Below are 18,187 nucleotides of genomic sequence, written 5' to 3' on the forward strand. Positions count from 1 at the left end.
TGACGCCATCGAATCCCGTCGCCGCCGATCAGCAGGCTCCCCGGCCAGCACCGACCGCGAGGGGGAACGCAGCGTACTCCCGTGCCCGGTGGCCCACAACATCACTTACAGAACGACACGAATGAGGCGGACAGGGCCACACCTTCACACCACCCGGCGTTTCCGGCTATCGTGGCCGCCCCACCCCAGGAGACCACCATGCCCGCCAAAAACACCATCTGCCTCTGGTTCAACGGCACCGCCGAAGAAGCCGCGCGGTTCTATGCCGAGACCTTCCCCGACAGCGCGGTGGGCGCGATCATGCGCGCGCCCGGTGATTACCCCGCCGGCCAACAGGGTGACGTGCTGACCGTCGAGTTCACCGTGGCCGGCATCCCCTGCCTCGGTCTGAACGGCGGCCCGGGCGTGCCACACGGCATGGCCTTCTCGTTCCAGATCGCCACCGACGACCAGGCCGAGACCGACCGCCTGTGGAACGCCATCATCGACCACGGTGGCGAAGCCAGCGCCTGCGGCTGGTGCAAGGACCAGTGGGGCCTCTCGTGGCAGATCACGCCGCGCGCCCTGACCGCCGCCATCACCGACCCCGACCGCGCTGCGGCCAAGCGCGCGTTCAACGCGATGATGCAGATGACCAAGATCGACATCGCCGCGATCGAGGCGGCGCGGCAGGGCTGAGATGTGCTCGGCAGCTTCTGTTTCACAATTGCGCCATGCGCATCCTGCTCGCCGAAGACGAAACCGAACTGGGCACCTGGCTGGTCAAGGCCCTGGGCCAGAACGACTTCCTGGTCGACTGGGTGAACGACGGCCGGCTGGTGCGCCGCAGCCTGAAGGCCACGAAGTATGACGCGCTCATCCTCGACCTGGGCCTGCCCGGCCTGGGTGGGCACGACGTGTTGTCAGACCTGCGCGAGGCCGACGAACGCCTGCCGGTGCTGATCCTCACCGCCCGCGATTCGCTGATGGAGCGGGTCAACTGCCTGCATGGCGGCGCCGACGATTTCCTGGCCAAACCCTTCGACGTGGCCGAACTCGAAGCGCGGCTGATCGCGCTGATCCGACGCTCGCGCGGGCAGGACCACCCACGTTTTGCCTGCGGGCCGCTGAGTTACGACAGCGTGGCCAGGCAGTTCCGCCTGCAGCACGAGGTGCTCAACCTCACCCCACGCGAACACGCGGTGCTGCGCGCCTTGATCCAGCACCCGGGCGAGCCGCTGTCCAAACGCGAACTGCTGGAGCGCGTGTTCTCCGACGAACAGGACGTGAACCCCGAAGCCATCGAGGTGCTGATCCACCGCCTGCGCAAGCGGCTGGAGGAAACGCCCGTGCGCATCGCCACCCTGCGCGGGCTGGGCTACCAGCTCGAAAACACGCCGTGAACCTGCTCGGCTGGGCCCGCGCCAGCATCCGCCGCTTCCTGCTGGTGCTGCTGCTGCCGGGACTGAGTGCAGTGGTTGTGGGCGAGCTCTGGCTGGGCTGGCGCACCGCCAGCGAAGCGGCCGACGCGGCCTACGACCGCTCTTTGCTGGGGGCGGTCAAGTCGATCGACTCCAGCATCTCCACCGCCAGCGGCGGCATCGGCGTGGAGCTGCCCTACCGCATGCTCGAATTCTTCGAGCTGACCGCGCAGGGCCAGGTGTTCTACCGCGTGGCCACGGAAGACGGGCTGGTCGAAATCGGCAGCGCCGACCTGCCCACGCCGCCCCGGCCACTGAAGACCGGACAGCCGCAGTTCCACGAAGGGGCCTACCTGGGCCAGGCGGTGCGCGTGGGCAGCTACGCGCGTGAACTGAACCCGCCACTGGCCGGCCAGACAGGGCCGCAACGCGTGGTGATCCAGGTGGCCGAAACGCTGGAGGCACGCAATGACTTCCGCCGTGCGCTGGTGCTGCAGTCGCTGGCGCGCGATGTGCTGCTGATGCTGGCGGCCACCGCCTTGCTGGCCCTGGCCATCGCCTGGGCCATGCGCCCGCTGGACCGGCTGCGGCAGGAGGTGGACGCGCGCGACCCGCAGGACCTGACCCCCATGAACGACAGCGGTGCACCCGCCGAGGTGCGCCCGCTGGTGCAGGCCATCAACCACCACATCGAGCGCAACCGCGCGCAGGCCGAGGCGCGCCGCCGCTTCGTCGACGATGCTTCGCACCAGCTGCGCACGCCACTGACCACGCTGGCCACCCAGGTGGCCTTTGCCCAGCGCGAGACCGACCCCGGCGCGCAGCGCCAGGTGCTCGACACCATCCGCGAGCAACTGGACGAGACCATCCGGCAGACCAACCAGATGCTGTCACTGGCCCGCGCCGACAGCGCGCCGCCGCAGCGCCAGGCGTTCGATGCGGTGGCGCTGTCCGAGGCCCTGGTGCGCCAGTGGTGGGCGCAGGCGCGCGAACAGGGGGTCGACCTGGGCCTGGATGCCCCCGACGGCCCGCTGCCCCTGCAAGGAGAGCCCGACCTGCTGCGCGAAGCCCTGTCCAACCTGCTGCACAACGCCATCCGGCACGGCGGCCCCGGCTGCCACGTCACGCTGGTGTTGCGCCGTCTGGCCGACGATGCGGTGCAATGGGCGGTGGTGGACGACGGCCCCGGCGTGCCGCCCGACGAACTGGCGCGCGCCGGCGAGCGCTTCTTCCGCGGCCGTGGCGGCACGCTGCCCGGCTCCGGCCTGGGGCTGGCCATCGTGCGCACCGTGGCGCAGCGACACGGCGGAACGATGCACGTGAGCGCCGGACCGGACGGCCGCGGGCTGAGCGTGAGCCTGCGGTTGCCCGCCCCACCAGCGGCCGACGGGCTTGCGGGTTAACCCGCATGTTTGGCCCGATTTTCTGAAAGCGCGCTGAAAGTGCCCGTTTTCTACAGTGGCTCCATCGCAGCAAGTCCGTTGCGAGCGTTCCACCCCACAGAGGAGACACTTTCATGAACCTGTGCGTCAAATTCGTCCTGGCCGCCGCCTCGACCGCCGCCCTGACCGCCTTCGCCAACCCGCTGGACAAGACCGAGTGCATCGCCCCCGCCAAGCCCGGCGGCGGGTTCGACCTGACCTGCAAGCTGGTGCAGAGCGCGCTGCAGGACGGCAAATACATCGCCGACCCGATGCGCGTGACCTACATGCCCGGCGGCATCGGCGCCGTGGCCTACAACACCGTGATCGCGCAGAAGCCCGACGCGGCCAACGCCATCGTCGCCTTCTCGGGCGGCTCGCTGCTGAACCTGGCCCAGGGCAAGTTCGGCCGCTACACCGAGAACGACGTGCGCTGGCTGGCCGCCATCGGCACCGACTACGGCGCAGTGGTGGTGGCCGAGAACTCGCCCTACAAGACCCTGAAGGACGTGATGGCCGCCATGAAGGCCGACCCGACCAAGGTGGTGCTGGGCGCGGGCGGCACCGTGGGCAGCCAGGACTGGATGAAGGCCGCGCTCACCGCGCGCGCCGGCGGCGTGAACCCCAAGACCATGCGCTACGTGGCCTTTGAAGGCGGTGGCGAGGCGCTGACCGCGCTGCAGGGTGGTCACATTCACGTCTTCACCGGCGACGCGGCCGAGACCCAGCAGCAGATCAAGGCCGGGTCCAAGGTGCGCATCCTGGCGGTGATGAACGACAAGCGCCTGCCCGGCGACATGGCGAACATTCCCACCGCCACCGAACAGGGCTACGACGTGGACTGGCCCATCGTGCGCGGCTTCTACGTCGGCCCCAAGGTCAGCGACGCCGACTACAAGGTCTGGGCCGACACCTTCACCAAGCTGCTGGCCACGCCCGCCTACGACAAGCTGCGCAACGAGCGCGGCCTGTTTCCCATGGCGATGACCGGTGCGCCGCTGGACGCCTACGTCAAGAAGCAGGTGACCGCCTACCGCAAGCTGGCGCTCGAGTTCGGCCTGAACGTCACCCCCGCCAATTGATCCGCCAGGGCCTGATCGGGCCCTGCGCACACCCTTCAGGAGTCCCCCATGAGTGACCGCGCCCTCGGCGCGGTGTGTGTTGTCGCGTCCGCCGCCATGGCCTGGGCCGCGCAAGACTACGCCGCTGCCATCTCTTACGAACCTGTGGGCCCGCGCGCCTTCCCGCTGCTGCTGGCCAGCGGCCTGGCGCTGTCGGGCCTCTGGCTGGTGTTCAAGCCCAGTACCGGCGCCGAAGCCTACCGCGGCGTGCCCTGGAAGCCCACGGCCCTGTGCGCCGCAGCGGTGCTGGGCTATGCGCTGCTGTTCCAGTGGCTGGGCTTTGTGCTGGCCACCGCCCTCATGTCGGTGCCGGTGGGCATGGCCTTCGGCGGCAGCTGGAAACAGGTCCTGGCCGGCGGCGCCGCGCTGGGCCTCGTGCTCTACCTGATGTTCGACAAGCTGCTGGACGTGATCCTGCCCGCCGGACCGCTGGCCGCCCTGCTCGGAGGAAGCTGACATGGACACCCTGCAACACCTGATGATGGGCTTCGGCGTCGCGCTGAGCCCAACCAACCTGCTGATCGCCGCCGTCGGCTGCTTCATCGGCACCATCGTCGGCCTGCTCCCCGGTCTGGGCCCGATCAACGGCGTGGCCATCCTCATGCCGCTGGCCTTTGCCATGAAGCTGCCACCCGAGACCTCGCTGATCCTGCTGGCGGCCGTGTACATCGGCTGCGAGTACGGCGGCCGCATCTCCTCCATCCTGCTCAACGTGCCGGGCGACGCGGGCGCCATCATGACCGCGCTCGACGGTTACCCCATGGCGCGCCAGGGCCTGGGCGGCGTGGCGCTGTCGATCTCGGCCTGGAGCTCCTTCGTGGGCTCGCTGATCGCCACCATCGGCATCGTGCTGTTCGCGCCGCTGCTGGCGGGCTGGGCGCTGTCGTTCGGGCCGGCCGAGTACTTCGCGCTCATGTGTTTTGCCTTCGCCTGCATCGCCGGGCTGATGGGCGACGCGCCGGTCAAGGCCGGGCTGGCGGCGATCATCGGCCTCTCGATGTCCTGCGTGGGCCTGGACTCCAACTCCGGCGTCTACCGCTTCACCGGCGGCGACATCCACCTCTCCGACGGCATCCAGTTCGTGGTGGTGGTCATCGGCGTGTTCTCCATCAGCGAGCTGCTGCTGATGCTGCAGGAGCACCACAGCAATGCCGGCCTGGTGACGCAGACCGGGCGCATGCTGTTCAACTGGAATGAGCTCAAGGCCACCTGGTGGGGCACGCTGCGCTCCAGCGTGGTGGGCTTCGGCGTGGGCGTGCTGCCCGGCGCGGGCGCCACCATCGCCAGCGCCATGACGTACTCGATGGAAAAAAGCCTGACCGACACCGAGGGCAGCTTCGGCAAGGGCGACATCCGCGGCGTGGCCGCGCCCGAAGCGGCCAACAACTCGGCCGCCACCGGCTCCTTCGTGCCCATGCTCACGCTGGGCGTGCCCGGCTCGGGCACCACGGCGGTGATGGTGGGTGCGCTCTCGCTCTACAACATCACGCCCGGCCCGGCGCTCTTCACCCAGCAGCCCACCCTGGTGTGGGGCCTGATCGCCTCGCTGTTCCTGGCCAACGTCATCCTGCTGGTGATGAACATCCCGCTGGTGGGTGTGTTCACCAAGGTGCTGAGCGTGCCCAACTGGCTGCTGGTGCCCGGCATCGTGGCCGTCAGCAGCGTGGGCGTGTACGCGGTGCACGCCACCACCTTCGACCTGGTGCTGATGACCGCGCTGGGCTTTGCCGCCTACCTGCTGCGCAAGCAGGGCATCCCGATGGCGCCACTGATCCTGGGCTTCGTGCTGGGCGACATGATGGAACAGAACCTGCGCCGCGCCCTGTCCATCAGCAACGGCGACGCGGGCATCCTGGTCGAAAGCCCGATCTCCATCGGCCTCTGGACCTCGGCCGTGCTGATGCTGGTGGTTCCGCTGGGCTTGAGGCTGCTGGCCGGGCGCAAGCGCGCAGAAGCGCCGGCCGCCTGATCTGCGGGGCATGGTTCCCGCCACAGGTGGCGCGCATTCGGCCATCGTGGTCTCCCCCGTCCAGGAGACCACTCTGCCCGTCAAAAACACCATCTGCCTCTGGTTCAACGGCACCGCCGAAGAAGCCGCGCGGTTCTATGCCGAGACCTTCCCCGACAGCGCGGTGGGCGCGATCATGCGCGCGCCCGGTGATTACCCCGCCGGCCAACAGGGTGACGTGCTGACCGTCGAGTTCACCGTGGCCGGCATCCCCTGCCTCGGTCTGAACGGCGGCCCGGGCGTGCCACACGGCATGGCCTTCTCGTTCCAGATCGCCACCGACGACCAGGCCGAGACCGACCGCCTGTGGAACGCCATCATCGACCACGGTGGCGAAGCGAGCGCCTGCGGCTGGTGCAAAGACCAGTGGGGCCTGTCGTGGCAGATCACGCCGCGCGCCCTGACCGCCGCCATCACCGACCCCGACCGCGCTGCGGCCAAGCGCGCGTTCAACGCGATGATGCAGATGACCAAGATCGACATCGCCGCGATCGAGGCGGCGCGGCAGGGCTGATCGCCCTCGCCCGTCAGGCCGGCTCGTCCGCCAGCAACGGCACGCCCGAGCGCCGCGCGGCGTCCACCACCGCGTGCAGCAACTGGCGCGTGCCCGGTTTGACCAGCGGCCACTGGTGCTGCCGCTTCAAGGCCGCAATGCCCTCCGGGAACAGGCAGACACAGGCGTGCTGCAGGTACTGCGTCGAGGCATAGATCAGACCCTGGTGGCCCGCCTTGATGCAGTCGAGCGCCAGCGCCTGCGTCTGCTCGATACGCAGGCTCAGCAGCAGCGGGTACGGCTCCGCCAGCGGGCGCAGGTCCACCAGCCGCAGCCGCTGGGCCGTGGTGAATTGCAGCAAGGCCCGCTGGCGCAGATCACCCAGGCTTCGGCTCGTGGTTTCCCGACGGAACAGCGACTCGAACAGCGCGGTGTCCGCACTGTCGGCCAGGTACGCGGTGACCTGATCGGACAGACAGAAACGCCCCGACAACACACCAGCCGGTGGCAACAAGAGCCCGTTGGTCTTGACCGTGCCGGGTCGCGCACGCAGCAACTGGACCCGGAAAAACGTCTGCCCGGCGGGCAGCTCAATCAGCGGTGGTTTGAGTTCTTTGAGGTTCATGGGCAGGGGGCATCAATGTCCCTCTGCGGTCGCCAGACCCAGCACGCGCTTCGCGTCCACACCCTGCTCCAGCGCCACACGGGGCGTCTGGCCGTCCAGCGCCGGGTGCGGGCTTTCCAGGAAGGCCAGCAGCGGCCAGCCGTCGGTGGTGCCCAGCGCCTGCGACAGCGGCTGGAGGTGCGGGAACACGAACGGCTCGAACTGCCAGCGCGGCAGCTTGAAGCCGCGCCGCAGGTGCGAGACACCGATGCAGCGACCCGCCTTGATCCAGGCGTTGATGGTCACGCGCGAGGTGCCCGCCAGTTCGGCGGCTTCGTCGGTGGTGACCATGTCGGCCGCCTGCATGCGCTCGCGCCGGTAGGCCGCGCCCGAGCGCAGCAACGCATCGGTCTGCGCTTCGCTGGCGTAGGGGTCGACGGATACGGTACGGCGGGTTGGGGTTTCAAGGGCAACAGAGAGGGGAAAAGTCAAAGTGTTCATGTGCGTTCACTGATGCCCGCTGTTATGGCGCGTTACGCTTGTTGGCCTTGCTGCTGCCAAAAAAACTGGTTGAACGGATGAAGCCGGAATGAGCGGTCGGAATTCTTCTTCTTGCCCTGTTCTGGCCGCAATCGCTTTTGTTCAGTGCAGTCGGAGTGGACGAAAGCACCTTGTCGGAAGAGACCTGTCCAACTGGCAAAAGCGACGCTAAGAAATCTTCGTAATGACTCCCCAAGTACTCCGCCGCATTCAGCCGACCAGAACGCACATAAGCGCCTGAAGGCAGGTAACGGATCTCCGGATCTCGTCCGCAATTTCCAACCAAGATGACTTTGTTGACTGAAGCCAAATCACACCTCTTTCGGTGACCAGTCCCACGAAACAGTCATGGCGTACTGGAGCAAGGTGCGCAGAGTCTAGTTAATTTTGGAAATTTCGTCAATCTCGTTAAGTTGGAAAGAAATCCTATGAACGACTTTCCTTGCTCTTCACCGGCTGCCCATCCTTCATCCCGCTCCCCGGATAAAGAATCACCGTCTCCCCCGCCTTCAGCCCGTCCTTCACCCAGGCGCTGTCGGCGTTGCGGTCGCTGAAGCTCACGGTCCTCGCGCGGGCCTTGCCACCCTCCACCACGAACACCTGCCAGCCTTCGCCCTGGCGCACCAGCGCGGCCGAGGGCACGAGCAACGCGCCGTCCTGCGCCGACACCGTGATGCGCGCGTCGACACGGAAGCCGTCGCCCAGCTTCTGCAGCTCTTCGGGCGGCGCCTTGAGCGCGACGGTCACGTTGACGCGCTGTTCTTCGATGCCCAGGGCCGAGGTCTTGGTGAAAGCGACCGGGTCGACGCGCGCGACCTGCCCCGCCAGCGGCGGCTGGTTGCGGCCAGTGGCCAGTTGCACGGCGGCGCCTGCAGCGATGCGCGGCGCGTCGCCGGAGAGCACGTCGATCACGGCCTCCATCGCGCCGGTGTCGCCGATTTCGAGCAACGCCTGTCCCGCGGTCACGGGTTCGGCACTTTCCTTGTGCAGCTTGACGACGCGACCGTCGACCGGGCTCCTGAGCGACCACAGTCCTTGCTGCGCAGGGCCCGACGGTTCGGCGCGACCGAGCGCGGCGCGGGCTTCGCCCAGGGCGTGTTCGGTGGCGGCCTGTTCGGCCTGGCCGGCCTTGAGGGCCTGGGCCGCGGCTTCGCGGGCGAGGCGGCTCTGGTCGCGGGCGGACGGGGCGATGAAGTTGTCCTTGGCGAGCTGGCTGGAGCGTTCGGCTTCGAGCGTGGCCTGGGCCAGCGCGGCCTGCAGGCGGCGCACGTTGGCGCTGGCGGCGGCGGTGGCGGCTTCGGCGCTGCCCACGCGCTGCTGCAGCACGCTGCGGGTGCGCGCGTCGATCATGCCGGGCGCGGCGGGGGCCAGCACCGCCACCACCTCGCCGGCCTTCACCACGTCGCCGACCTTGAGCGCGGGCCGCTGCAACTGCGCGGCGGTGGGCGCGGTGACGAGATAGCGGTGCTGCAGGCGCAGCTGGCCATCCTCTTCGATCACCTGCTCGAAGCGGCCCTGGGCCACGGGCGCCATCTCCACGTCGACGGGACGTGGCCGGTAGGCGGCCCACACCAGCACAGCCACGGCGCCCAGCGCCGCAAGACCCACGCCCCAGCGGCGGGCGGGGCTCCAGGAGTTGGTAGTTTTCATTCACGCACCTTCAAGACGGAAACCAGGTCGAGCCGGTCGATCTGCCGGCGCACCAGCAGCGCGCTGGCCACCCCGGCGGCCAGCACGATCAGCCCCGCCGACGCATAGGTCGAGGGCTCGATCACCACCGGAAAATCGATCGCGTCGCTGGACATCAGGGCCATCATGGCACTGGCCAGCAGATAGCCGAGCCCCGCGCCCAGGGGCAGTGCCAGCAGCAGTTCACCACCGAGTTCGGCCAGCAGCAGCACCGACACCTCGGCCCGCGTCATGCCCAGCACGCGCAGGCTGGCCAGCTCCCAGGCGCGCTCGGAGAGCGAGATGCGCGCCGCGTTGTAGATGATGCCGACCGCCATCGCGATCGCGAACAGCGTGAGGATGCCGCTGAACACGCCCATGTTGCGCGAGGTGCGCTGGTTGAAGGCCTCCATGGAACCGGCCTTGTCGAACACCGAGCTGATGGTGGGCGCGGCCTTCACCGCGGCCCAGAAACGGTCCATCGCCGCCGGGTCGACCTGCAGCGCCGCGTCGGCCACGCCATCGCCGTCGCCCGCCAGCCGGTTCATCGCGTCGAGGTTCATGTAGAGCAGCTTGCCGAACATGCTGTGCACGATGTCGACCACCTCGACATCGACCTGCCGCCGGTTCCAGAGCCGGAACCCGATCTGCACATGGTCGCCCACCCGGGCGCCCAGCGCCTCGGCCAGCAGGGCCGAGAGCACCACACCGTGTGCCGGCATGGCGACGGCGCCACGCTGTTCGTCCACCACGCGCAGCAGCCGCGCGTCGCCAAGGTAGCCGCTGAGCGCCGTGTCTTCGCTGCGCCCGCGCAGCGAGACCTTGACCGGCTCGGTGCGGTAGGGCTCGGCGTCGAGCACGCCGGGCAGGCGCCGCAGGTCCTGCACCACGGTGGGCGGCACCGGCCGGCGGAAGTTGACCAGCACGTCGCCCTGCTGCACCTGGCGGAACTGCACATCCACGATGACGGCGATCGCGTCGAGCCAGAAGGCGCCCGAGATCTGCAGCGCGACCGCCAGCGCGATGCCTGTCACGGTGAATGCCGCGCGCAGCGGGCGGCGCTCCAGCTGGCGCACCACCATGCGCGCGCCGGTCGTGAGGAAGCGGCCCAGGCCCAGGCGTTCGACCAGGGTCTTCGAATAGGCCGGCGGCGTGGGCGGCATCATGGCCTGCGCGGGCCGCAGCCGCACCACGGCGTGGATCGCGGTCCAGGTGCCGGCGGCGGCCGCGAGCCCGGCGATCAGCGCCGAGGCCAGCACCAGCCAGGGGCTCATCGCGTAGGCCAGGCCGTTGAAGCGGAACACCTCGTCGTAGAGGCTGAGCATGCCGCGCCCGATCAGCTCGCTCAGCAGCAGCCCGGACACCACGCCCAGCCCCGCGATCACCAGCGCGAGCTGGATGTAGTGCCAGGCGATGGCGCCGTCGCCATACCCCAGCGCCTTGAGCGCGGCGATCTGGCTGCGCTGCGTCGCGACCTGGCGGCTGAGCACGACGTTGAGGATGAACATCGCGACCGCGAGGAAGATCGCCGGCAGCACCGTGCCCATGACCTTGAGCGACGAGAGTTCGTCGTCGACGATCTTGGCCGAGAGCTGGCCGTCGCGGCCCACCGCGCCGACACTGCCATAGGGGGCGAGCAGGCGGTCGACCTGGCTCCGCACGGCCGTGACCGGCATGCCCGCGTGCAGGCTCAGCGCCGCCTGGTTGAAGGCGCCCTGCATGTCGAACTGCCCGGTCAGGCGCGCGCCGTCGATCCACCAGATGCCGAAGGCCGAGTCGTCGGGCGCCCCGCCCTGCGAGGCGAACACGTATTCGGGCGTCACCGCCGTGCCGACCAGGCGGATGCGTTCGCGCTGGCCGTTGAGGATGGCGTGCACCGTGTCGCCAGGGTGGAGCTGGCGGGCCGCGGCGAACCGGTCGCTGACCAGCGCTTCGAGCTCGCTGCCGCGCTCGGGCCAGCGTCCGCGCTTGAGCGTCAGCGCGTTCAGGCCCTGCCGCCCGGCGTGCACCGCCGACAGGTCCAGGCCGATGAAGCGGCCGGTCACCGGCGGCACCACGCCCGGCAGGTCGACCTGCGCGTCGAACACCACGTCCAGCTTCACCTCGGCCACACCGTCGAGCGCGGCCAGGCGCTCGCGCAGGTGCACCGGCGCGCGCTTGACGCCGACGAACACGTCGGCCAGCCGGTTGTCGCGGTAGAAGGCGTCGCGCGAGGCCTTGAGCGATTCGTGCACCGCGAACATGCCGACGAAACCCGAGACACCGATTGCCACCACCATCGCGATGGTCAGCACCTGCGCACGCAGCCGCGTCAGGTCGCGCCAGAGCTTGGTGTGCAGCGCGGTCATGTGGGCACCCTTCGGCCTGCGGTCATGTCCCGCCTCACCAGCTCAGCGCCGAGGCCGGCTGCTTGTGCGCGTTGCGGCGACTCTCGACGATGCGGCCGTCGGCCAGCCGCAGCACGCGGTCGGCGATCTCCGCGATCGGCGCGTTGTGCGTGATGACCACCGTGGTCGTGCCCAGCTCGCGGTTCACCCGTTCGATCGCCTGCAGCACCATCACGCCGGTCGCGCAGTCCAGCGCACCGGTGGGCTCGTCGCACAGCAGCACCTCGGGCCGCTTGGCGATCGCCCGCGCGATCGCGACCCGCTGCTGCTCGCCGCCCGAGAGCTGCGACACGAAATGCCGCCGCCGCTCGGCCAGCCCGACCAGCGCCAGCGCATCGGCGGGGTCCATCGGATGCTCGGCCAGATCGGTCACCAGCGCCACGTTCTCTTCGGCGGTCAGGCTGGGGATCAGGTTGTAGAACTGGAACACGAAGCCCACGTGTTCGCGCCGGTAGCGCGTCAGCTCGGCGTCGCCCGCACCGATGAGTTCGTGCACGGCGCCATCGTGTGTCCACTGCGCCGAACCGCTGGTCGCCGTGTCCAGTCCGCCCAGGATGTTGAGCAGCGTAGACTTGCCGCTGCCCGAGGCGCCGAGCAGCACCACGAACTCGCCGCGCACGATGTCCAGATCGACGCCGCGCAGGGCGTGCACCGCCGTGTCGCCCTCACCGTAGGTCTTGGTCAGGGCGCGGGCGGTGAAGACGGCAGGAGCGCTGGATCGGGAAACGAAATCTGAAGCGGCCATTCCTCTATGTTCGCGCAGACACTGGCTTCCGCGATGACATGCGTCAGAAACCGCGCAGATTGACCCCGATCAGTCGGGAAAGCGCTCGATGTGTGTCTCGCCGCGGCGGCCAAAGTACGTGACGTGCCGGCCCGCGATCCAGACCGTGTAGCCGGCGCAACCGGCCTGCTGCGTGAGCGTCTTGAACTCGGGAAACATCACTTCGCCCCGCTGGGCGCCGCGGATGGCCGCGCGCACCGCGTCGCCGTCGAAGGCGTCGGCGATGCCCCCGGCAGGCGGCTCGAAAGGCAGGTCCATGGTTTCGCCGTCGGGCAGGAAATAGGTCGACCGCCCGCAGCGGTAGTCCACGTGGTAGGACTCGACGCCGGCGGCCACGAGCTGGCCGATGACCTGGCCGAAGTGGATGCGGCCCTCGTTGGATGCGTCGAAGGTGGAACGGATGGTGTGCTGCGTGCTGTCTTGCATGGCGGGGTCACTCGGATGGAATCTGTTTGAGCTGGTGGTGTTGCACCAGGGCCTGCATCGCATCCACCAACGCCTGGCGCTCGGCCGCCGGCAGGTGGCCGAAGAAGTGCTCGTCGTTGGCGTCGGCCAGCCGGGCCAGCTTCGGGACCAGCGCCCGGCCTTTGGTGGTCAGCACCAGCAGTTGCCCGCGCGCGCTGCCCTCGGCCCATTGCCGCTGCGCCAGGCCTTTCTCCTCCAGCCGGCTGATGACCTTGGAGGCGGCGCCCTTGGTCATGCCCAGCGCGTCGATCAGGCTGGCATGGCTCCCCTGCCCCTGCGCCAGCAGCGTGCGCAAGGCCACCCATTCGGTGACGGTCACGCCCTGCGCCTCCAGCTGCTGCCGGAACCGCTGGGACACGTGATTGGAGACGAAGCGCAGCCAGAAGCCAAGGTGGGCTTCGAGCGGGGAGGTGGAGACGCTGGCTTTTGGGTTGGTCATTATGTTTCCACGGAAACTTTTTCCAGTTTAGTTTCCAAAGAAACCTTCGTCAACAGGGGATCCGGTTGCCCTCAAAGAGTCGGGGTCAGGTCTTCGCCGCCTCGCCGTGCAGCCACGAGAGGAATGCCTCCACCGCCGGCCGCTTGGCGTGGCGTTCGGGGTAGACGGCGAAGTGCGCCTTGACGCGCACGGCCCGTTCCATGCCGAACGGCGCCTTGAGCTTGCCCTCGGCCAGGTGGCCACCCGCGTTCATCGCGCTTTCCAGCGCCACGCCCAGGCCTTGCGTGGCCGCGTCCAGCGACATCTGCGCACGGTCGAAGCGCACCGGAAACCGGTCGGGTGCGCGCAGCGCCGTGAAGCGGCCGAACCAGTCGGACCACTGCACGATGCTCACATTGCTCTGGATCAGCGGCACCTCCAGCAACTGCTCGACCCGCTTGAGCTTGTGCGCCTTGATGAAGGCCGGGCTGGCCAGCGGCAGGATGGCTTCTTCGAACAGCGGCTCGACCACCAGATCGCCCCACTGCGGGATGCCATAGCGGATGTCGATGTCGGACTGGCCCAGTGAGAAGTCGCTGGGCGTGTGTGCGGCCGAGAGGTTGAGCGAAATGTCCGGATAGGCCTGCGCAAAGCGGTGCAGCCGCGGCATCAGCCAGAGGCTGGCGATGCTGGGCGCCGAGTGCACATAGAGACTGTTGCGGATGCCCTGGCGCAGGTCGTCGGTGGCGGTGGTGATCGCATTCAGCGCGGCGCCCACATGCAGCAGGTAGTGCTCGCCCGCCGGGCTCAGGCGCACACCATGCGCGCTGCGCTCGAACAGGCGAATGCCCAGGTGCGATTCGAGCCGCGAGACCTGGTGGCTGATGGCCGAGGCGGTGAGGTGCAGCTCGGCCGCGGCCAGCGCAAAGCTGCGGCGGCGCGCCACGGCCTCGAAGGCCTGCAGGTTGGCGATGGGGGGCAAAGCGGCCATGGGGTGAACCCTGACGTTGAGTGACGATCTGTCATCTTACGCTGACCTTTTATCGCTTGTCATCAGCATGGACGGCTTTCAGAATCCGCTCCCAGAACTGTTCAACCCACTGGAGACAAGACACATGCTGCTCAAGGACAACGTGGCCATCATCACCGGCGGTGCCGGCGTCAATGGCCTGGGCTTCGCCACCGCCCGCCTCATGGCCGCGCAGGGCGCCAAGGTCGCCATCCTCGACCTGGAACGCGCCGACCCGGCCGCTGCAGCCGCGCAGATCGGCCACGGCGCCATCGGCCTGGTGGCCGACGTGACCGACAAGGCCTCGTGCGACGCCGCCGCCGCCGCGGTGCTCAAGGCCTTCGGCCGCATCGACACGCTGGTCAACAACGCCGGCATCACCCAGCCGGTGAAGACGCTGGAGATCACCGGCGCCGACTACGACCGCATCCTCGACGTGAGCCTGCGCGGCACGCTCTACATGTCGCAGGCCGTGCTGCCCGCCATGCGCGCCCAGCAGGCCGGCTCCATCGTCTGCATCTCTTCCGTGTCGGCGCAGCGCGGCGGCGGCATCCTGGGCGGCCCGCACTACTCGGCCGCGAAGGCCGGCGTGCTGGGCCTGGCCCGCGCCATGGCGCGCGAGTTCGGCCCCGAGAGCATCCGCGTCAACTGCATCACGCCCGGCCTGATCGGCACCGACATCATCAAGGGCAAGCTGACCGAAGAGAAGAAGGCCGAGATCGCCGAGACGATTCCGCTGGCCCGCCTGGGCCGCGCCGACGACATCGCCGGCGCCTGCGTGTTCCTGGCCAGCCCGCTCTCGACCTACTGCACCGGCATCACGCTCGACGTGAACGGCGGCATGCTCATTCATTGACCCCCCGCGCCGCCTGCGGCGTCACCCCCCAGGGGGCGATGCCTGCCGACTGGCCAAGCCAGATCGGCGGCATCCCCGACGGGATCGCATCGCGCGGCGCACTGTGACCCTTCACCATCACCCACATCCTCCGGAGACAAGACCATGCAACGCAAGACCTTCACCCGCACCCTGTTTGCCGTGGCCGCGCTGGCCGCTGCCCTGCCCCTGGCCGCACAGGCCCAGGCCATGAAGCTGACACTGGGTCACGGCGCCGCGCCGGGCAACCCGCGCCACGAGGCCGCCGTGAAGTTCGCCGACGTGCTCAAGGCCAAGACGGCCGGCCGCATCGAGGTGCAGGTCGCGCCCTCGGCCCAGCTGGGTGACGACGCCGCCATGGTGACCGCGCTGCGCACCGGCGCGCTCGACATGTCGGCCAACTCGCAGGGCGCGCTGTCGGCCGCCGTGCCCGAGTACGCGGCCTACGGCATGCCCTTCATGTTCTCCACGCCCGCCCAGGCCTTCAAGTTGCTGGACGGCCCGCTGGGCCAGGAGCTGGCGCAGAAGACGGCCGACAAGGGCATGGTCGTGCTGGGCTACTGGGACAACGGCATCCGCCACATGACCAACAGCAAGCGCCCGATCACCAAGGTCGAGGACATGAAAGGCCTGAAGATGCGCACCCCGCCCGACGCCGTGCTGGTGGACATCATGCAGGCGCTGGGTGCGGACGCGCAGCAGATCAAGTTCGCCGAGCTGTACGTCGCCCTGCAGCAGGGCGTGGTGGACGGCCAGGAGAACCCGCTGGTCAACATCCACGCCAGCAAGCTCTACGAAGTCCAGAAGCACCTGGCACTGACCAGCCACATGTTCCAGATGACGCCCTTCCTGATGAGCAAACGCACCTGGGACAAACTGTCCGACGCCGACCGCAAGGCCGTCACCGAAGCGGCTGCCGAAGCCACCGCACTGCAACGCAAGATGTCGCAGGAGGCCGACGACAAGCTGCTGGCCGAACTCAAGGCCAAGGGCGTGCAGGTGACCAACGTGGACAAGGCCGCGTTCGCCAAGGCCACCTCGGCGGTGGACGACAAGTGGCTGGCTACGCCCATCGGCCCGTACCTGAAGAAGGTCATCGCTGCTGCGCGCTGAGCGCACCGGCCGGGATCACGCCATGAACACCTGTATCGACTGGGTCAACCGCGGCATCGGGCTGGCTTGCCGGCTCGTCCTGTACGCCACGCTGACGCTGACCTTCCTCATCCTGAGCATCAACGTGGTGCTGCGCTACGCCTCGGGCAGCAGCCTGGCCTGGGCGTCCGAGCTGCCCGAACTGATGTTCCCCTGGATCATCATGTCCGGCGTGGTGCTGGCCGCGCAACACGGCTCGCACATCGCGGTGGTGCTGCTGACCCAGCGCCTGGGCAGCGCCCGCCGCTGGGTGCTGGCCAGCGGCGCCGTCATCGTGGCGACGCTGTACCTGGGCCTGACCTGGGCCACGCTGCCGCTGATGGAAATCGCGGCCGATGAGCGCACGCCCATCCTCAACGTGCCCGGCTCGATCACGGTCGGCTGCCTGATGGCCGGCTTCGTGCTGCTGTCGGTGGTCACCCTCACCCAGATCCCCGCCCTGTGGCGCAGCACCGGCGTGGATGCCGACCTGGAAGGAGCCTCGACATGACCGCGCTCATCATTGGCCTGTTCATCGTCGCCGCGCTGGCGTCGATCCCGATCGCCCACGCCCTGGTGCTGGCCTCGGTCGGTGCCCTGCTGATGCTCGGCCGCATCCCGGTGGACCTCGCGGTGCAGCAGATGATCTCGCAGGTGCAGAGCTTCCCGCTGATCGCCATTCCGTTCTTCATGCTGACCGGCGCGCTCATGGTCAGCGGCAAGCTGGGCCAGAGCCTGGTGAACCTGCTGTCCATGATGATTGGCCGCGTGCACGGCGGCCCGGCGCAGGTGGGCGTGCTCTCGTCCACCATCTTCGGCGGTGTGTCGGGCTCGGCCGTGGCCGATGCCTCGGCGATCGGCTCCATGCTGATCCCCTGGCTGAAGAAGCTGGGCTACCCGGCGCCGTTCGCGGCCGGCACGCTGGCCGCCGCCGCCACCATCGACATCCTGATCCCGCCCTCGATCCCGATGATCGTCTACGCCCTGGTGTCGGGTGCGTCCATCGGCGCGCTGTTCGTGGCCGGCATCCTGCCGGGCCTGCTGATGTGCGGCGGCTTCATGCTGGTCTGCTACATCCAGGGCCGCCGCCGCAACTTCCCGCGCGACACCACGCCGTTCGAGTGGCACGCCTTCGGCCAGCAGTTCCTGCAGGCCGGTCCTGCCCTGCTGATGCCGGTGCTGATCATCGTGTTCCTGCGCTTCGGCATCGCCACGCCGACCGAAGTGAGCGTGATGTCGACCCTGTATGCGCTGGTGGTGTCGGGCCTGGTCTACCGCGACCTGACCCTGGCCAAGCTCAAGCACGCCGCCGTGGAAGCCGGCATCTCCACCGGTGTGGTGCTGCTGATCATCATGGCGTCGAGCATCGTGGGCTGGGTCGTCACCTACGAACAGCTGCCCGCCGCGTTCACCCGCTTCGCCACCGAGACCCTGCAGTCGCCCTGGCTGATCATCCTGGCGATGAACCTGATCATGCTGGCCACCGGCATGTTCATCGACCTGCCGGCCGCCGTGCTGCTGCTGACCCCGATGTTCGTGCCGCTGGCTTCGGCCGTGGGCATGGACACCGTGCAGCTCGGCATCATGATGATCGTGAACCTCTCGATCGGGCTTTACCACCCGCCCATCGGTACCACGCTGTTCATCACCAGCACCATCGCCAAGGTGCGCATCGGTGACGTGGTGAAGGAGCTGATCCCCTTCTACATCGTCGCCATCGGGTTGCTGCTGGGCTTCGCCTACCTGCCCTGGCTCACGATTCACTGACCACCCCTGCGCGCCTGCGGCGCTCCCCCTCAAGGGGGCGCCGCCAGCGGCCCGGCCAAGCCGGTCCCGCGGCGTCCGCTTGACCCACTACTGGAGA

19 protein-coding genes and 1 pseudogene are annotated in these 18,187 nt (G+C 68.6%); 11 read left to right on the forward strand and 9 right to left on the reverse strand.

Annotation, left to right across the window (positions count from 1 at the left end; genetic code table 11):
• Positions 1 to 198 precede the first annotated feature (198 nt).
• From ACS5NL_RS15225 to ACS5NL_RS15255, 7 genes are all read left to right on the forward strand, one after another.
• Positions 199 to 678 (forward strand): VOC family protein, encoded by a 480-nt coding sequence (locus ACS5NL_RS15225; RefSeq protein ID WP_439354769.1) that lies wholly within the window; start codon positions 199 to 201, stop codon positions 676 to 678.
• Between the two features lie 35 nt (positions 679 to 713).
• Positions 714 to 1,382: a response regulator gene (locus ACS5NL_RS15230; protein ID WP_439354770.1), complete on the forward strand. Its 669-nt coding sequence runs from the start codon at positions 714 to 716 to the stop codon at positions 1,380 to 1,382.
• On the forward strand, positions 1,379 to 2,803 hold the full coding sequence (locus ACS5NL_RS15235; protein ID WP_439354771.1) for a sensor histidine kinase: 1,425 nt from the start codon (positions 1,379 to 1,381) through the stop codon (positions 2,801 to 2,803). Before ACS5NL_RS15230 ends, ACS5NL_RS15235 begins: the two co-directional genes overlap by 4 nt.
• Before the next feature lie 113 nt (positions 2,804 to 2,916).
• Positions 2,917 to 3,903 (forward strand): Bug family tripartite tricarboxylate transporter substrate binding protein, encoded by a 987-nt coding sequence (locus ACS5NL_RS15240; RefSeq protein ID WP_439354772.1) that lies wholly within the window; start codon positions 2,917 to 2,919, stop codon positions 3,901 to 3,903.
• Between the two features lie 48 nt (positions 3,904 to 3,951).
• Positions 3,952 to 4,398, forward strand: a complete 447-nt coding sequence (locus tag ACS5NL_RS15245) for a tripartite tricarboxylate transporter TctB family protein (RefSeq protein WP_439354773.1) — start codon at positions 3,952 to 3,954, stop codon at positions 4,396 to 4,398.
• 1 nt (position 4,399) lies between these two features.
• Positions 4,400 to 5,911 (forward strand): tripartite tricarboxylate transporter permease, encoded by a 1,512-nt coding sequence (locus ACS5NL_RS15250; protein WP_439354774.1) that lies wholly within the window; start codon positions 4,400 to 4,402, stop codon positions 5,909 to 5,911.
• Between the two features lie 73 nt (positions 5,912 to 5,984).
• Entirely contained in the window at positions 5,985 to 6,464 is a 480-nt protein-coding gene (locus ACS5NL_RS15255) for a VOC family protein (protein ID WP_439354954.1), read from the forward strand.
• Between the two features lie 13 nt (positions 6,465 to 6,477).
• Here the strand turns inward: ACS5NL_RS15255 and ACS5NL_RS15260 are convergent, their stop codons facing one another.
• The 9 genes and pseudogenes from ACS5NL_RS15260 to ACS5NL_RS15300 all read right to left on the reverse strand — a co-directional run bounded on the left by ACS5NL_RS15260 (position 6,478) and on the right by ACS5NL_RS15300 (position 14,300).
• The gene (locus ACS5NL_RS15260; protein ID WP_439354775.1) at positions 6,478 to 7,068 is read right to left on the reverse strand and encodes an RES family NAD+ phosphorylase; all 591 of its coding nucleotides are present in this window, start codon (positions 7,066 to 7,068) and stop codon (positions 6,478 to 6,480) included.
• A 12-nt stretch (positions 7,069 to 7,080) separates the two neighbouring features.
• Positions 7,081 to 7,548, reverse strand: coding sequence for a helix-turn-helix domain-containing protein (locus ACS5NL_RS15265; RefSeq protein WP_439354776.1), 468 nt, complete (start codon positions 7,546 to 7,548; stop codon positions 7,081 to 7,083).
• Positions 7,549 to 7,798: 250 nt separating this feature from the next.
• A pseudogene (locus ACS5NL_RS15270) lies at positions 7,799 to 7,897 on the reverse strand (single-stranded DNA-binding protein); the annotation flags it as partial.
• Positions 7,898 to 8,013: 116 nt separating this feature from the next.
• A complete protein-coding gene (locus ACS5NL_RS15275) occupies positions 8,014 to 9,237 on the reverse strand; it encodes an efflux RND transporter periplasmic adaptor subunit (RefSeq protein ID WP_439354777.1) in 1,224 nt (407 codons plus the stop codon).
• Positions 9,234 to 11,603 carry an ABC transporter permease gene (locus ACS5NL_RS15280; protein ID WP_439354778.1) on the reverse strand — a complete coding sequence of 790 codons (2,370 nt, stop codon included), beginning with the start codon at positions 11,601 to 11,603 and terminating at the stop codon, positions 9,234 to 9,236. Before ACS5NL_RS15280 ends, ACS5NL_RS15275 begins: the two co-directional genes overlap by 4 nt.
• A gap of 34 nt (positions 11,604 to 11,637) precedes the next feature.
• Positions 11,638 to 12,387: an ABC transporter ATP-binding protein gene (locus ACS5NL_RS15285; protein WP_439354779.1), complete on the reverse strand. Its 750-nt coding sequence runs from the start codon at positions 12,385 to 12,387 to the stop codon at positions 11,638 to 11,640.
• A 69-nt stretch (positions 12,388 to 12,456) separates the two neighbouring features.
• Positions 12,457 to 12,852, reverse strand: coding sequence for a DUF1398 domain-containing protein (locus ACS5NL_RS15290; protein WP_439354780.1), 396 nt, complete (start codon positions 12,850 to 12,852; stop codon positions 12,457 to 12,459).
• A gap of 7 nt (positions 12,853 to 12,859) precedes the next feature.
• Complete coding sequence (locus ACS5NL_RS15295) at positions 12,860 to 13,330, reverse strand: MarR family winged helix-turn-helix transcriptional regulator (protein ID WP_439354781.1); 471 nt, start codon at positions 13,328 to 13,330, stop codon at positions 12,860 to 12,862.
• 85 nt (positions 13,331 to 13,415) lie between these two features.
• Entirely contained in the window at positions 13,416 to 14,300 is an 885-nt protein-coding gene (locus ACS5NL_RS15300) for a LysR substrate-binding domain-containing protein (RefSeq protein WP_439354782.1), read from the reverse strand.
• Between the two features lie 124 nt (positions 14,301 to 14,424).
• Between ACS5NL_RS15300 and ACS5NL_RS15305 the strand changes: the two genes are divergently transcribed.
• The 4 genes from ACS5NL_RS15305 (at position 14,425) to ACS5NL_RS15320 (ending at position 18,090) form a co-directional block, all read left to right on the forward strand.
• Entirely contained in the window at positions 14,425 to 15,174 is a 750-nt protein-coding gene (locus ACS5NL_RS15305; protein WP_439354783.1) for an SDR family NAD(P)-dependent oxidoreductase, read from the forward strand.
• Between the two features lie 144 nt (positions 15,175 to 15,318).
• Positions 15,319 to 16,305 carry a TRAP transporter substrate-binding protein gene (locus ACS5NL_RS15310; RefSeq protein WP_439354784.1) on the forward strand — a complete coding sequence of 329 codons (987 nt, stop codon included), beginning with the start codon at positions 15,319 to 15,321 and terminating at the stop codon, positions 16,303 to 16,305.
• A gap of 22 nt (positions 16,306 to 16,327) precedes the next feature.
• A complete protein-coding gene (locus tag ACS5NL_RS15315) occupies positions 16,328 to 16,834 on the forward strand; it encodes a TRAP transporter small permease (RefSeq protein WP_439354785.1) in 507 nt (168 codons plus the stop codon).
• On the forward strand, positions 16,831 to 18,090 hold the full coding sequence (locus ACS5NL_RS15320; protein ID WP_439354786.1) for a TRAP transporter large permease: 1,260 nt from the start codon (positions 16,831 to 16,833) through the stop codon (positions 18,088 to 18,090). Before ACS5NL_RS15315 ends, ACS5NL_RS15320 begins: the two co-directional genes overlap by 4 nt.
• The last annotated feature ends 97 nt before the right edge of the window (positions 18,091 to 18,187 follow it).

The sequence above is a fragment of the Hydrogenophaga sedimenti genome (genome assembly GCF_051857515.1).
Classification (GTDB): domain Bacteria; phylum Pseudomonadota; class Gammaproteobacteria; order Burkholderiales; family Burkholderiaceae_C; genus Hydrogenophaga.